The sequence below is a fragment of the Geojedonia litorea genome, assembly GCF_042654525.1.
Lineage (GTDB): Bacteria > Bacteroidota > Bacteroidia > Flavobacteriales > Flavobacteriaceae > Geojedonia > Geojedonia litorea.
In genome coordinates this window covers 738,201-753,770 of record NZ_JBHSGP010000014.1, presented here as the reverse complement: position 1 = coordinate 753,770, position 15,570 = coordinate 738,201, and the positions used below count along the sequence as shown (strand labels likewise).

Annotated in this window: 11 protein-coding genes; 2 read left to right on the top strand and 9 right to left on the bottom strand. The window is 31.9% G+C overall.

Translation table 11 applies throughout. The annotated features are described in order from the left end of the window. Window positions 1-17: 17 nt before the first annotated feature. On the top strand, window positions 18-1,331 hold the full coding sequence (locus ACFO5O_RS11255) for a phenylacetate--CoA ligase family protein (RefSeq protein ID WP_387963809.1): 1,314 nt from the start codon (window positions 18-20) through the stop codon (window positions 1,329-1,331). Then, a complete protein-coding gene (locus tag ACFO5O_RS11250) occupies window positions 1,258-2,496 on the top strand; it encodes a glycosyltransferase family 4 protein (protein WP_387963807.1) in 1,239 nt (412 codons plus the stop codon). The genes ACFO5O_RS11255 and ACFO5O_RS11250 overlap by 74 nt, the downstream gene beginning before the upstream one ends. On the opposite strand, the gene ACFO5O_RS11245 is transcribed toward ACFO5O_RS11250, so the two are convergent. The 9 genes from ACFO5O_RS11245 to ACFO5O_RS11205 form a co-directional block, all read right to left on the bottom strand. After that, on the bottom strand, window positions 2,493-3,851 hold the full coding sequence (locus tag ACFO5O_RS11245) for an undecaprenyl-phosphate glucose phosphotransferase (protein WP_387963805.1): 1,359 nt from the start codon (window positions 3,849-3,851) through the stop codon (window positions 2,493-2,495). The genes ACFO5O_RS11250 and ACFO5O_RS11245 overlap by 4 nt on opposite strands. Beyond that, window positions 3,852-4,841 (bottom strand): UDP-glucuronic acid decarboxylase family protein, encoded by a 990-nt coding sequence (locus ACFO5O_RS11240; RefSeq protein WP_387963803.1) that lies wholly within the window; start codon window positions 4,839-4,841, stop codon window positions 3,852-3,854. Next, window positions 4,841-6,151, bottom strand: coding sequence for a UDP-glucose dehydrogenase family protein (locus ACFO5O_RS11235; RefSeq protein WP_387963801.1), 1,311 nt, complete (start codon window positions 6,149-6,151; stop codon window positions 4,841-4,843). Before ACFO5O_RS11235 ends, ACFO5O_RS11240 begins: the two co-directional genes overlap by 1 nt. A 109-nt stretch (window positions 6,152-6,260) precedes the next feature. Further along, window positions 6,261-7,001, bottom strand: coding sequence for a WecB/TagA/CpsF family glycosyltransferase (locus ACFO5O_RS11230; RefSeq protein ID WP_387963799.1), 741 nt, complete (start codon window positions 6,999-7,001; stop codon window positions 6,261-6,263). Then, complete coding sequence (locus ACFO5O_RS11225; RefSeq protein WP_387963797.1) at window positions 6,991-8,154, bottom strand: glycoside hydrolase family protein; 1,164 nt, start codon at window positions 8,152-8,154, stop codon at window positions 6,991-6,993. Before ACFO5O_RS11225 ends, ACFO5O_RS11230 begins: the two co-directional genes overlap by 11 nt. Beyond that, on the bottom strand, window positions 8,144-8,851 hold the full coding sequence (locus ACFO5O_RS11220) for a hypothetical protein (protein ID WP_387963795.1): 708 nt from the start codon (window positions 8,849-8,851) through the stop codon (window positions 8,144-8,146). Before ACFO5O_RS11220 ends, ACFO5O_RS11225 begins: the two co-directional genes overlap by 11 nt. Window positions 8,852-9,353: 502 nt before the next feature. After that, on the bottom strand, window positions 9,354-11,498 hold the full coding sequence (locus ACFO5O_RS11215; protein ID WP_387963793.1) for a bi-domain-containing oxidoreductase: 2,145 nt from the start codon (window positions 11,496-11,498) through the stop codon (window positions 9,354-9,356). 4 nt (window positions 11,499-11,502) lie between these two features. Beyond that, on the bottom strand, window positions 11,503-13,560 hold the full coding sequence (locus ACFO5O_RS11210; RefSeq protein WP_387963791.1) for a hypothetical protein: 2,058 nt from the start codon (window positions 13,558-13,560) through the stop codon (window positions 11,503-11,505). Between the two features lie 7 nt (window positions 13,561-13,567). Further along, window positions 13,568-15,343, bottom strand: coding sequence for a hypothetical protein (locus tag ACFO5O_RS11205; protein ID WP_387963789.1), 1,776 nt, complete (start codon window positions 15,341-15,343; stop codon window positions 13,568-13,570). Between the last annotated feature and the right edge of the window lie 227 nt (window positions 15,344-15,570).

Sequence of the window (15,570 nt, the reverse complement as noted above, 5' to 3'; positions counted from 1 at the left end):
CATAAAATCATTTTCTTTTGAATTTATTTGACCTTTCACTACAATTGAGTGGTTTCCCTTTGAAAAAGGCAAAAAGCGTCTTAAACCGTATCCAAAATCCAAATGAAGCTGATTTTAAGAGTTATATTGAAGATGCCAAAAGTAAAATTGTATCCTACCATATCAAACACAATGCCTTTTATAAAGAACTAGTAGGTTCAATTAATCCATCACATTGGAATTCAATACCTATTATGACCAAAAAAGATTTACAGCAGCCTTTGCAAAATCGGCTGTCGAATGGATTCTCAACAAAAAATGTTTACGTTAATAAAACTTCGGGATCCTCTGGCGATCCTTTTGTTTTTGCTAAAGACAAATTTTGTCATGCAATGACATGGGCGATTATACAAGATCGATTTGGTTGGCTCAATTTGGATTTTAACAATTCAAAACAAGCTAGGTTTTATGGGATTCCATTAGATAAAAAAGGATATTACAAAGAGCGATTAAAGGATATTTTCAGCAATCGGTTTAGGTTTTCTGTATTTGATCTAAGCGATATGGCTTTTGAAAATCATCTTAAAAAATTCAAGTCTACAAAATTCGATTATATTAATGGCTATACCAGCCCTATTGTTCAATTTGCAAAATTTTTAGAACGAAAAAATCTAGTTTTAAGCACGGTTTGCCCAAGTTTAAAAGTTTGTGTAGTTACTTCTGAAATGCTTTTTGAGGACGACAAACGATTAATGGAAACTTGGTTCGGGATACCGCTAATTAATGAATATGGAGCATCAGAGTTAGATTTAATTGCTTTTCAAAACCCTATGAATCAATGGCAAGTGACGAGTGAAACCCTTTTTGTTGAAATATTGGATGAAAAAAATCAAGTGCTTCCTTACGGGGAAGAAGGTAGAGTTGTCATAACCTCACTTTACAACAAAGCCCATCCCTTTATCCGCTACGATATTGGTGATATTGGTGTACTCTCAAAACAGAGTACACCTAAAAAACCCATTCTGAAGCAACTCATTGGAAGAACTAATGATGTTGCCATTTTACCCAGTGGAAAAAAGGCGGCAGGTTTAACGTTTTATTATATTACAAAGTCTATTATTGAAGATGATGGTAAAGTTAAAGAGTTTATAATAGAACAACACAAATTAGATACGTTTAAAATTTCTTATGTTAGTTCTGAAAAACTAACTTCAGAAAAAATGATTGCGATTTCACTTGAAATGGAACGTTACCTAGAAAAAGGCCTAAACATTGAGTTTGAACAGCAAACTCAATTACACCGTTCAAAAAGTGGTAAATTACGGCAGTTTTCATCACTTATTAATAACTAAAGTGGGCGAAATTTTTATCATAACAAATTATTTCCCTCCTGAAACTGGAGCGGCGGCAAACCGTATGGCACAATTAGCTAAAGGTTTAGATAAAAATGGATACAAGGTAACCGTTGTTACGCCTTTGCCAAATTATCCAACGGGAAGGATTTTTAAAACTTATCGAGGTTCGATTCATCAAACATCAAATGAAAACAACATTATTGTTCATCGTTTGTGGATTTACGCCAGCAACTCCAAAAACAAATTGTTAAGGTTTATTGCAATGCTTTCCTATAGTTTTAGTTTGATTTGGTTTTTTATTTGGAATAAAATCCCCAACAGGGTTGTTGTTCAATCTCCACCGTTGTTGGTCGCGTTTACATGTATGCTTTTATTAAAGAGAAAAAAGAGAAAACTCATTTTAAATGTTAGCGACCTTTGGCCAATTGCTGGTTTGCATTTAAAAGTCTTTAAAAAGAATTTTACATATCGCCTTCTCGAATATGTTGAACATTTTAATTATCAAAAAGCTGATTTCATACTTGGTCAAAGTGAAGAAATATTAACTCATGTGCTATCCCTTTTTCCTAATAAAAAAACATTTCTATATCGTAATTATCCCGATTTTGAAATCCCAGAATTAAAACAATCCCATCAAAGCAACAACACAATTAAACTGGTTTATGCGGGATTATTGGGTGTTGCGCAAGGCGTTTTTAAACTCTGCCAGGAGCTCGATTATTCAAAAATTGAATTTCATATTTACGGCGCAGGGCATGAACTTGAAGCCACTGAAAATTTTATTTTAACTAACCCTAAGTTACCTATTATTTATCATGGTGAGGTTTCAAGAGACTTTTTGCATCAAGAACTGGTTCAGTACGATTTAGCCATAATACCCTTGCTCAACAGAATTTATGGATCTGTACCCTCAAAACTTTTTGAATATATACGTTTAGGTTTGCCCGTTCTTTATTTTGGCGGAGGTGAAGGGGAGAAAATAGTTAAAAACCATGAATTAGGATGGGTGGCTGAAGTGGGTAACTACTCAAATTTAAATACAGTTATTTCTAGAATAGAGAAAAGCGAGCTTAATTTAAAGAATAAAATAGCAGTTCAGAAAGTATCATTAACACAATTTGATTTTCATAGTCAATTAGAACAACTTATCAAACAGATTTAATAGGCTTTTTCATCGCCTTTAACCGCGTTCATAAAAGTTTTGAAAATAATTCTTAAGTCTAACAATAAAGACCAATTTTCGATATAAAATATGTCATATTTTACCCGACCAATAATGTCTTTGTCGGTTTCAACTTCACCTCTAAATCCACTAATCTGGGCCAAACCTGTTATTCCTGGTTTTACAAAATGACGTACCATAAACTTATCTATACGTTTAGCATACATATTAGTATGACTAACCATGTGGGGTCTTGGTCCCACAACCGACATGTCTCCAAAAAGTACGTTGAAAAACTGTGGCAGTTCATCAATACTTGTTTTCCTAATGAATTTGCCAATTTTAGTAACTCTTTGATCTCCTTTAGTCGCTTGAAATAAATGTGCGTCTTTGTTTGGGGTCATAGATCTAAACTTATAACAATCAAATTCTTTATAATTAAACCCGTTTCGAGATTGCTTAAAAAAAACAGGTCCTTTAGATTCTAATTTAATTAATATAGCAATTAAAGGTGTTAACCAGGATAGTATAAAAATAATAACCAAACTTGAAAACATTATATCGAACAACCGTTTTACAAACATATTTATAGAGTCTTCAAGAGGAATGATTCGTAATGAGATTATTGGTAAATAATCATAGTACTCATATCTTAATTTTCTTGAATAAATTTCTTTATTGTCTGGTAGAAACTTGAGAATCTTCAAATTATTATCTGCAAAATCAACAATGGCGCTAATTTGGCTATTAGTAAGTTCAGAAATTGAACAGTAAATTTCGTCAATTGATTCTTTCAAAATATAATCAAAGACTTCTTCAAGTTCGTCATTTTTTTTATCCTTGAAGCCAAAAGTTTTCATGTGTACATATCCATACTCTGGATTTTTATTGAAAAAATTCTCAAGGGCATGCGTTTTTTTATTTTCTCCAAAAATCACTGTTCTTCGATAATTGCCGCCAAACGAAACGCGATACTTTTGAAGCAAATAGAAAATTGTGAACTTGAAGCAAGTCACTAATAAAAAGACAATTAATATATATTTTAAGATTGCTCCAAGTACAGCATTTAAATCATAGTAAAACCCTAAGAAGGCCAATAAGAGTAATAAAAAGATTGTCATTTGTTTAAAAATCAATGACAATATTGTTACCTCTCTTGTATATCTATATACTTCATAAAATTTAGAAGTAATAGCAATAACAATCCAGCCAGCAGATATAACTAGAGCGAATGTTATCGGATTAATTTCCTTAAAAAAATAAAATACGGCTAGACCAATTACAATGCTCAAATCTATGAGATAAGAAATTGGTCGTAAATAAACTGAATACCTACCTTGTTTAAATGTACTCACTTATCGTTTTATATGGTTAGTAAAATCTTTATGCTCACTTTTAAACAACTCTTCTTTAGATAAACCCTTAAAATAGGCAAAGGTTTTTTTCATGCCTTCTGCCCTATCTACTTTGGGTTCCCAGTTCAAAATCTTTTTTGCTAACGTAATATCGGGCTGTCTTTGCATTGGATCGTCTATTGGTAAAGCTTTATAGACGATTTTTTGCTTCGTGTCAGTAAGCTTGACTATTTCTTCTGCAAAATCTTTTATACTGATTTCATGTGGGTTTCCAATATTAACTGGGTAAGCATAATCACTGAACAATAGTTTATAAATCCCTTCTACTTGGTCATCAACATAACAAAATGATCGTGTTTGCAATCCATCTCCAAACACCGTAAGGTCTTCTCCTCGCAACGCTTGACCCATAAATGCAGGTATCACTCGTCCATCATTTAATCGCATTCTTGGTCCATAGGTATTAAAGATACGAACTATTCGGGTTTCTAAACAATGAAATCTGTGATAGGCCATGGTTATTGATTCCTGAAAACGTTTTGCCTCATCATAAACTCCTCTTGGGCCAATGGTATTTACGTTACCATAATAATCTTCGGTTTGCGGATGAACCAGAGGGTCACCATAAACTTCGGAGGTTGACGCTATAAGTATTCTAGCCTTTTTTGCTTTTGCAAGTCCCAGTAAATTATGTGTACCTAGAGATCCTACTTTAAGGGTTTGTATCGGGATTTTCAAATAGTCTATTGGGCTTGCGGGAGATGCAAAATGAAGTATGTAGTCCAGATGGCCTTGTATGTTTACAAATTCAGTTATGTCGTGCTCAATGAACTTAAAGCTGGGAACATCTAAAAGATGCTGAATGTTTTTACGATCTCCAGTAATGAAATTATCCATCCCAATAACTTCAAAACCTTCAGCGATAAACCGATCACATAAATGCGAACCTAAAAATCCAGCAGCTCCGGTTATGAGAATTGTTTTTGACATTATTGAACAATATTTCTACCTATTGAACTATAATAAAAGCCTTCATTAATCATATCGTCAATATCATACAGGTTTCTTCCATCAAAAATAACTGTTTGATTCATGTTCTCTTTTAATTTTGAAAAATTAGGTGTTCTAAAAATACTCCATTCAGTTGAAATAATAAGTGCATCTACATTATTTACAGCATCATACATATTTGTAGCGTAATAAAGCTTGTTGCCATACTTAAGTTTAACATTATCCATTGCTTCAGGATCGAACACCCGCAACTTAACCCCCTTAGACAATAGCTCATCAATCATATATAACGCAGGTGCTTCCCTAATATCATCTGTTTCTGGTTTAAAAGAAAGACCCCAAACAGCAATGGTTTTATCTTTTAGTTGCTGATTAAAAAAGTTATCTATTCTTGGAATTAAAATCTTTCTTTGAAGTTCATTAACCTTAATAACCGCATCCAATAAATTAAAGTTAAATCCCAAATCTTTTCCTGATTTATGTAAGGCCTTAACATCCTTCGGGAAACATGAACCTCCATAGCCTATACCTGGAAACAAAAACCGTTTCCCAATTCGAGAATCAGAACCAACTCCAGCTCGTACTTTATCAACATCTGCTCCTACCAACTCACAAAAATTAGCGATCTCATTCATGAACGTAATTTTGGTTGCTAGAAAAGCATTGGCTGCATATTTGGTAAGCTCGGCTGATTTCTCATCCATAACTATAATAGGGTTTCCAGATCGAACAAAGGGTTTATAGAGTTTTTTCATAAGGTTGGTTGCTCTCTCTGAACTCGACCCAATAACAATGCGTTCTGGTTTTAAAAAATCATCGACCGCAAAACCTTCCCTTAAAAATTCTGGATTTGAAACCACATCATGTTCAATATTGGTTTCTGCAGTGATAACTTCTTTAACCCTCTCTGCTGTACCAACAGGCACAGTGCTTTTATCAACAATAACCTTATAACTCTTAATAAGCTTACCTATTTGTTTAGAAGTTTCAAGTACATAAGACAAATCGGCCGAACCGTCACCACCATCTGGTGTAGGCAAGGCAAGAAAAATGATATCCCCATGATTTAATCCATCTTCAAGATTAGTAGAAAACCGTAGTCGATTGGCTTTAATATTTCGTTCAAAAAGTACATCCAAATGAGGCTCATAAATTGGAACCTTACCTTGCTGCATTAATTTTACCTTGCTTTCATCAATGTCGATACAAAGTACCTCATTCCCAGTTTCTGCTAAACATGTTCCTGTCACTAAACCTACATAACCTGTACCTATTACCGATATTTTCATTAATTATAATTTATATTATTGCAAAAATAGGAAAGTATGCTGAAATACAACCCAACCATAATTTTTGAATTGAACGTATAACAATACTAAGTTTTAATAGAATATTTAATTAGCTAAAAAATCTTGCTTTAAACACTAAAAAAATAAACTTCATGTTACCGATTAAATATCGCTTCCACATACGTTTTGGCTCCTGTATTAGCCGATAAAACCATTCTAATCCACATTTTTGCATCCAATAAGGTGCCCGTTTTACCTTTCCAGCCACGACATCAAAACTACCTCCAACGCCCATTATAAAATTGACACTATTTAAAAGCTCCTTGTTTTCGTATAAGAAATTCTCCTTTGTTGGAGAGCTAATAGCAACAAACAAAATATGTGCACCGCTTTGTGCAATTTGTAATGCTATATCCTTTTCATTTTCTTTTTTAAAATATCCGTTTCTATATCCAGCAATGATATTGGAAGAATACTTTTTAGAATAAGTACTGACAACATTGGTAACAACCTCTTCCTTGGCTCCAAAAAAGAAAATCTTATAATTTTTCTTATGAGCAAAAACAACAAGATTCTCCATTAAATCTATTCCCGCAACTCTTTCTTTTAAAGGTTGACGTAAAAACTTTGAAGCCCAAACCACAGCTTGCCCATCAGCATTGATTAAGTCACTTTCATTAACACTATTACGAAGCTGTAAATCCTTTTGCATAGCCACTATTTTGCCTGCATTTACTACCACATGATGTATTTGTTCTCCTTGCTTAATAGACTCTTCAATTTTAAGGAGTGTTTCATCCATTGAGAAATTATCAATTATTGTGTTGAGTATTCTTATTCTATTCATCATTATTGAGCTCTAAAAAGTAAAAACTAAATGCATAAAACATCCAAGCTTGCGCCCAACGAATATATGGAATTCTAGAAGTGATCATTTTCTTTTTTTGATAATAAAAATAACCCTTGTTAGATTGCATATTATCAATTGTCCAGCTTAAAACTTTATCTATAAGCTCTCTGTTTTCTTTAAAATTTCCAAATTTAGACAGAGTGACTATTAATTGTGATGGTGCATGGATATCGATTGGATACGTTTGATTATTATAATATTTTGATATGCCTTCAGAAGTAAAAAAAGTTTTTAAATAATAATCCATACCTCTTTTTAGGTTCTCATCATATGACGAATCTTTAGACGATTGTTTATAAATGCTAATGCATTCTAAATTATAGCCTGTATGAAAATTATCTATCCATTGGTGAAACGGTAATGTACCGTAGGCCCAAGAACCATCGCTATTCTGTTTTTTACAAACATATGAAACTACTTTTTTCGATTGCTCAAGTAAACCTTCATCCTTAGTATAAACATATACTCGGCTTAACAGTTTTGCTCCTAGTAGCCCTGCATTGTAAACTTGCGTATTATCTAGTGGAGAGTAAGAAAACGTATAATCCCCATCGCTATCAAAAGATTTGTTCAAATCATTCTTGACAAATTCTGCTGCACTTATAACCGTATCTAGATAACGCTTGTTGTTGGTGATTTTATAGGCTTCTAATAATGCTTCAGAAATAAAGGTCGTAGCAACAACTGTAGGTGTGTATTTGGGTTGAAAGAAGGCTCTTGCTTGCCAATCAAAGTTATAGCCCCAACAAGCTCCTGAATACCCTTCGGTTTTAAGGGCTATTATTTGTTGGGCTAGTTCATTTATTTTGTTTAAATAGTCTTTTTTGTTTTCTATGGTATAAAGATTACAATAGCCTGTCAAGAATAAGCCAAGTCCTTTGGGGTTATAAGCCTTTTTAATTCCAAATAACGTTCTTAAATTTATAGGGTTCCTTTTGAAAAGTTGAATCCATGCTAATCTAAAAAAACGGGATTTTCCTAAAAACGTATTTTGTATAATCCAGCTATTTAATCCATCATAAGGGTCCCACCCTTTGTAATACTCTTGTTCACAGTAAATTTTTAAATTTTCAAAGCTTTCTCTAAAATTCATTCTGATATTTATTATCGTTCAATTTAAAAACCAACCCAAAATATACAATCCAAAATAATGAAGACGAATGTGGTAATTCAAGAATAACATTAAATGAACAAAATATTGCAATGCCCAATAAATTCAAAAACAAAAATAAAACTTCATTATCCTTTAGTAATTTTTTATTGGTGAAAAGTGTTTTTAACGGATAAATCAGCAGGAAAATTGATAAAATTCCGATATGAAGTATCATTGAAATAAAAGAATTGTGTGGAGCACATAAATATTTACCATCACCAACAATTTGAGGACCGCTTATTGGCCAAGAAAATAACTCATTTAGCTTCGACACTGTCTCATCAGATGCATATTGAATACCAAAACCGTCTCCAAATATAAGATAGTTGTCAATGACTTTACTTAATGAATCTTTCCAGAATAAAAAGCGCCATTTCATGTTAACATCAGTAAAGGTAGGAACAAATGCAAAAACACAAACTCCAACTGCCAATAGACTCACTGTCAAAATAATTCTTTGACTTTTATTTGCTTTTAAAAACCAATACGAAAAGTAAACCAATCCTAAACTTAAATATAAGGAATCATGCCCTGTTGTAAGAGAGATATAAAAGATTAAGATGAATAAAATATGTTTTAAATAAGTGTTTTTTATATTGATAAGCACATAACTACCCATAAGTAACAACCCTAGCATGATTATTGGTGAATAATAATATTTATGCAAAATAGGATCGTAAGACTTGAAAACAATTACATAGGTTATATTCAATGCTTGAATTATAAAGCAGAATACACCAAAATAGATAAGGTATTTTACAAGGTTTTTATACGTAATTTCTAAACTTGTTAATCTATTGAATATAAAGTAGATCACTATTCCATACCCAAATAACATAAACTGTCTTAAAATATAATATGAATCCTCAAGGTTCAATTTTAAAAAAGAATATATTAGATATACGCAAGAAATACCGAAAAAAAGTTCGACACTTTTTATTCTATGTTTAAATCTAAAATATGGAATTGATAGTAGGCCAATAGTTAGCAACACTAAATCATGTGCATAAAAAAAAGGCTTAATTACCAATAGAGTTGTGTATGATTTACCAAATAAACCAAGCAAAGCAAGATCCATAACTAGAGCTATACTTATAAACCATGCTAATTTCTTGTCCATCTGTACCTTTATTTACCGTTTAAATGCTTTGAGGTAAACCGGTGTTTAAGCTATCAATAATTTTTAAAGTGGTTAAGGTTGTGTATTTAATTGACTGAAAACTAATTGGTGAATTATGCCCTTGTTCAATAGATTTAACAAACTCTTGAATTTCCTCTTTATGCCCTTTAGAAGGTGATTTTAGTTTTATTTGCTTGTTTTTTTCATGTAACTCTCCCGATCTAAAATCATGGATTCTTCCAACTTTACCGCCTCCAAATACTTCAATGCTTTCTTTTGGAAGCGATTTATCTCCATTTGCCAAGTAATTTAAATTTCCAATTGAGCCATTTTTAAATTTTACAATAATTGAAATATTATCATCTGGTTTGATTTTTGAGTTATCTGTATTAATACATTCTGCAAAGACTTTTACGGGTTCAGAATCCGAAAAATATTGCATCAGATCAATGAAATGGCACATTTCGCCAATAATTCTTCCGCCCCCCAACTCTGGGTTTTGAGTCCAATGGTCTTTAGGGATAAATCCAGCATTCACTCTAATATTAACAAAGATAGGCTCCGTTAAACCTTGAAAGGCTTTTTTGATTGACTTCGAAACTTCGGCAAATCTACGGTTAAATCCAACCATTAATCTGCCTTCAGTTTTACTATAGGCTTCTTCTACAGCACTCAATTCTTCAATGGTCATTGCTAAAGGTTTTTCAACAAAAACATTTTTATTGGCATTCAGCCCCAAAATAGTATAATGAGCATGGGTGTTATGAGGAGTAGCTACAAAAACCGTATTAATATTTGGATTTTGAATTACATCATTGTAGTTTGAAGATGCTTGATTGAATCCAAATTTTTCAGCAACATTTTTTGATGTGATTCCTTTTGTTGTTACTACTGTATCCAATGATGCACCATGTGATTTAACATTTGGTATCAAGTAACTTTGTGCAAAACTCCCAGCGCCAATAAATCCAGCATTAACTTTTTGAATTTTTTTATTGTTAACTTTAACGCTAGCTATAGTTTTGTTAGGGTTTTCTTCTGGATACCTCAATAAAATTCCTATCGAAGGTTCTTCAACCTTTCCAAGTACAATATCATAAGCTTTTTCTGCATCAATGATGTCAAAAACATGTGTTGTAAGAGGTTTTAAATTTATGGCTCCATTAGATATTAATTTTAAGAAAGCCTCCATGTTTCTTTGTTCAGTCCATCTCACATAAGCATATGGATAATCTTCTCCATTTTCTTCATAATTTACATCATATCGCCCAGGACCATATGAGCAAGACATACGTAAATCCAACTCTTTCCTATAAAAATGTGGGTCTCGAGGTATATCCATTTTTACTGCTCCTACAACCACAACACAACCTTTTTTACGTGCAATTACCGCAGATAGTTCTATTGGATCGTTAGAAGGTGCGGCGGCAGTAATAATAATACTATCAAAACCGTGACCAGATGTAAAGTTATCGGCGGTTGCCAATAAATTTGAATCGCCTCTTAACATGGCTTCGTCAGCAGATGTTTCTTTGGCTAAACTAACTAGTCTAGGAGATAAATCTATACCAAAAACATTGCACCCATTAGCTTTTAGTAGTTGACAAGTAATTTGGCCCAATAATCCCAAACCAATTACACATACATTATCTCCTAATTTAGGCTCACTTTGCCTTACGCCTTGCAGGGCAATGGCACCAAGAGTTGTAAAACAAGCATCTTCAAAGGAAACATTATCTGGTATTTTGGCTACCAAATTTTGTGGTATTCCCACAATTTCAGAGTGGGAGGCATAATCCTGGCCGGCGCAGGCAACGCGATCTCCCTTTTGAAATTGGCCATTGGAATCCATTGAAGCCATAACAACACCAGATGTGCTGTAGCCCAAGGCCTTTAAACTATCTAGTTTTGTTTTAACTTTATCCAGAGTGGCTTTTAAGCCTTCCTTTTTAATGTTCTGTAGAACTTGAGCAACAAGGTCTGGCCTTTGTTTAGCTTTGCCTAACAAGCTAGCCTTTCCAACCTTTACGGTCCCTCTTTCAGTACCCGCACTTATCAACGAAAATTTGTTCTCAACCAATACCATCCCTTTTGAAATTGATGGCATAGGTACCTCATCGACATATAATTCTCCTGTTTTAAAATTTTGAATGACTTGTTTCATTGTTTTATAGCTTTACATCATTTATAACAAATTCTTTTATCACCGAAAGGTTATTATCAATGTCTACTAAACCTAAACGGAATAGTGCGAATTGTTTCAAATTTGATGTAAACGTTTTTTTAATTGTTGGTTTTCCGAATTCTTTTGTAATGCTAAAATCTATAATATCGAAATTAACAAACCCATATTGTATTCTATCGGCTGGTAAACTATTTATATCATTTGGATAGCTATATGCGTGAAAATAAAAATACCGTTTTTTACTGTCGATTAAGCTTTCATTTAAAAAATCATTGAAAATCAAAGAAACCTGATAAGTGTTTTCGCCCAATTTATCTAATTCTATACTTTCGATAATTATTTGATCAGTTATATCAATAGGAGCGTCAATGAGCTGTTTTATATCTTCTTTATTGTTCTTGAGATCTTTATTATAAAATACAAAATAATTGCCATACTGATGGTTTGTATTAAAATACTTTGGCAATAAAAAATTACTATATTGATTATAATTCTTTTTGTCTCTATTTACTATAACAATATCATTATAACTTAATTTATCAATTATAGCTTTTAACTTTTCTTTATAATTCACTTGAGAAAAATAAATATCTGTGGTAATATCTATTTTGTTGTTTGAGTAATTGGATATTACCTCCTTATCTATATTAACGAATTTCATGTCTCGCTTTTGCAGGTCGGGGATGTTATTTATAACTGCTTTAAAATTATTAGTTGTGCTGGGTAACACTTCATCGTAGTGTGCATTGAAAACCCCTATATAGGCAATTAGGACGAACGACACTACCAAATATTTTAATATTTTAATATTTTTAAACACAAGTTTGTTCTGAAATTCTCTTATTATTATAGTTAAAAAAGCACTCGATATAAATAAAAATGGAGTATAAAAAGGCACAATATTTCTTTCATAAAACTCTACTTGCTTCATCAAACCGAATAACGAAATAAATAATACTATTGTTAGTATTCCAAGTTTCATTTTTTCATTCTTATTAGAATAATAAAATCCAAATATCCAAACAAAAGGTAGAAGATAAATAAAATACCCTATTAGGTCTTTTAACACAATAAAAACGTGTTTAAAGTTATTATTAAATCCCGCAGTACTCTCATTAGAGGCTAAAGCAGACTGACCATTTTGATAGTTCCAAAAATTAGACACGAAGTCATGTAGCATAACATTGATATCTCCAAAAAAACCGTAATAGTTAATAATAATAAAAGACAAGAAGAAGGATCCGAATACAATAAAAACCTTTTTTAAACTAGTCTCTAAATCATAACCGCCTTCTTTATTTACAAATGGCATTGTTAGAAGCAGCAAAACAAAAATCAAAGCAGAAAATTTTACCGAAATTATAAATGCTGACAATAACCCAAGTAAAATCATCAAAAAACTAGAAATTTTTCTTTTGTCGTATAAATAAAGAAACAACCAGGTAATAATACTAATAAAACCCATTAGTAAAGGCTCAATATAAGCATAGCTTTGTTCATGCGTTAATTGGATATTAATTGCAGGAAATACAATTAAAAAGAATAATGACATGCTATAGTTTCGTTTGAAACAATAATACAAAAGGGGGATAAGGCATATAAAAACAAAAACTATACTTTGAAGTCTTAAAAAATAAAAGAAATCCCTTAAGTTAGGGTCGTCAGCTAATCTCTGTTTCACTATTGAAGGGTTGATATCTTTATTAATATACTCATTTAGTATATAATTGTGTCCTGGTTTCTCCCAGCCTGACAAAAAAGTATTTCCTCCCATATTTTGGGACATCTTAATGAGCGCTCCAGGATAAAAAAGTCGATACATCCATCTTGCACCTTCCAACGACCTAAAGTTTTCGACCGTTCCAGTTTCAAAAGATTTTATTCCTAAATACACGGTGTGAAATTCATCATCATGATAGGTGTTTAAATTGTTTTCTAGATGATTTTTTCTAACTCCTACCAACAGTAAAAAAGAAAGAATTAAAATAACACTAAACTGGAATGTTTTATTTTTTAATAATTTTTGAATTCTATTTTTCATAATTTTTTTAATTGGTAACTACTTGCTGTATGTAATACAATAAAAACAATTGTGTAAACCCTTTATAATTATCTTCCCATATAGGCTCTTCTATAAGGTCTTCTGCGTTGTTTACAGTATTATATGCAATCTGCTCTATCTCTAATGCCGTAATAGAACCTACCACCTCTAATTGTTGAGAATCTGTATCGTATAAATGATTTACTTGAATAGTTTTAATGTCATTGAATTTTTCACAAAGTAAATTCAAATCAATGCTAGTTTCGCAGCTAATCATTAATCCTAGGTCAACAGGTTCTCCGTTTCCTATATCAATATTTTTATTGATTGAATAATAAGATATTTTAATATTAGCGTGTTTAGATTGAGATTGTATATACTTTAAAGAATCTGTTTTCCTAATCTCTAATTGTTTAATAACTTCTTCTTTGGTATATCCTCGCATCTTCATATCCCTATTGATTTTCCAATGAAGCCTCAAATCTTCAGCTGGGGACACAAAAATTTTTATATCAAATAATTCACGTTTTGCTAAAATATAGAATGGATGTAACCCTTCAAATAGAATAACTTTATTTGGATAAATACTGAGGGGCTTTGTGAATTTACCCGTATTATGATCATAATGCCTTCTTAATATTTTCTTTCCTTCCTTTAAAGATTTTAACTGGGTGATTTCGTCATGTAGATCATTGGCTTTAGGCGACAAATGTGTATGTGTTTGCCACATGGTATGACCTCTTTCCCACTTATGCATATCATCCCCTCTCAATATGGTCATGTTATCTTTTGCGAATAGCTTTTGAATAGATGCCGTTAATGTGCTCTTACCAACTCCAGAGTCTCCGCCAACACCTATTAAGCAAGGTGCATTTTTAATTTTTGCTTTTACATTTTTAGTTACGCCAATTCTGTATATCCAAAAAATATTAATAAATAACAATACCTGAAGCCCTGTAAAAACAATATTTAAAAGCATACTTGGGTTTAGTCCAAAAGACTGAAAAAATGTATATAGAGTATCTCCATCGCTTTTATAAATGTAAAGATTGGTAAAATCTGAGTTTGGAATCAAAGCAAAATAAAGAAGATAAAAAAATTGCAATGCTAAAAGGGGAAAGACACTCAATTTATCCTCTTTTATATAAAAATAAATCAAAAAAGGAATGATCCAAAAATACCATCCTGGTTGAGGTGGAATAAATAGCAGTAAAGAACAAAATGCAAAACCAATAAACATGATAAAAAGATCTTTACTTAACTGCTTATATCTAATAACCTTTGCTATCATTAGCAAATAAACAGCTGGAATGACGTAAAAGAACATGTTACCAAATCTAATTTTGAAATCCCAAAGTTTAACTTGTTCTTTATTTTTAAAAACAAGGGTTAAAAATTCTTTATCTAATAAAAAGGTGCTATTTAAAACAAGGAAAACACCAGTAACTATACAAAAGGCACTCGACACCAATTTAATTTGTTTGTTAGCATTGGTAAACTTCCATAAATAAATAAAAAAGAATGGTAAAACTATTAATAAGTTAGTTTTTGTTGCCAAACCTAACCCAAGAATTGCGCTCGCAACAAAAAACCTCTTTTTAAATAAGAAGAAAAATGAAACAAATAAAAACATGATGGGTAGTATATCAAACTGCCCATGCAAATAACTGATATAAAAAAGAACCGGTGAACACCAATATAGAAGTAATAGCTTCTTCTCTGCATTTTTTAAAAATCTGCTCAGAATTATTAAAATAACTATATCTGCAATTAATAATGGCACTCTGAACAAAAAAGACTGAAGAATTATGTTGTTTTGAAAAAAGAAACTAAATATACTTTGAATGAAGAGCATTAAAGCAGGGTAAGGGAAAAAGTCGAACTTTTCTATACTATAAAAATGTTCATAAGGATTACTAAACCCTGTACTGCTAAAATAATTTACAAAAGGTATGAACTTGTTTTTTAATAAGTCTCCTATAAAGAAAAATGGTGCCACTATTTTAATTA

Excerpts from the sequence above, each read along its gene's own strand:
- ACFO5O_RS11240 (WP_387963803.1), bottom strand. The coding sequence starts at position 4,841 with ATGTCAAAAACAATTCTCATAACCGGAGCTGCTGGATTTTTAGGTTCG.
- ACFO5O_RS11235 (WP_387963801.1), bottom strand. The coding sequence starts at position 6,151 with ATGAAAATATCGGTAATAGGTACAGGTTATGTAGGTTTAGTGACAGGA.
- ACFO5O_RS11230 (WP_387963799.1), bottom strand. The coding sequence starts at position 7,001 with ATGATGAATAGAATAAGAATACTCAACACAATAATTGATAATTTCTCA.
- ACFO5O_RS11225 (WP_387963797.1), bottom strand. The coding sequence starts at position 8,154 with ATGAATTTTAGAGAAAGCTTTGAAAATTTAAAAATTTACTGTGAACAA.
- ACFO5O_RS11220 (WP_387963795.1), bottom strand. The coding sequence starts at position 8,851 with ATGCTAGGGTTGTTACTTATGGGTAGTTATGTGCTTATCAATATAAAA.
- ACFO5O_RS11215 (WP_387963793.1), bottom strand. The coding sequence starts at position 11,498 with ATGAAACAAGTCATTCAAAATTTTAAAACAGGAGAATTATATGTCGAT.
- ACFO5O_RS11210 (WP_387963791.1), bottom strand. The coding sequence starts at position 13,560 with ATGAAAAATAGAATTCAAAAATTATTAAAAAATAAAACATTCCAGTTT.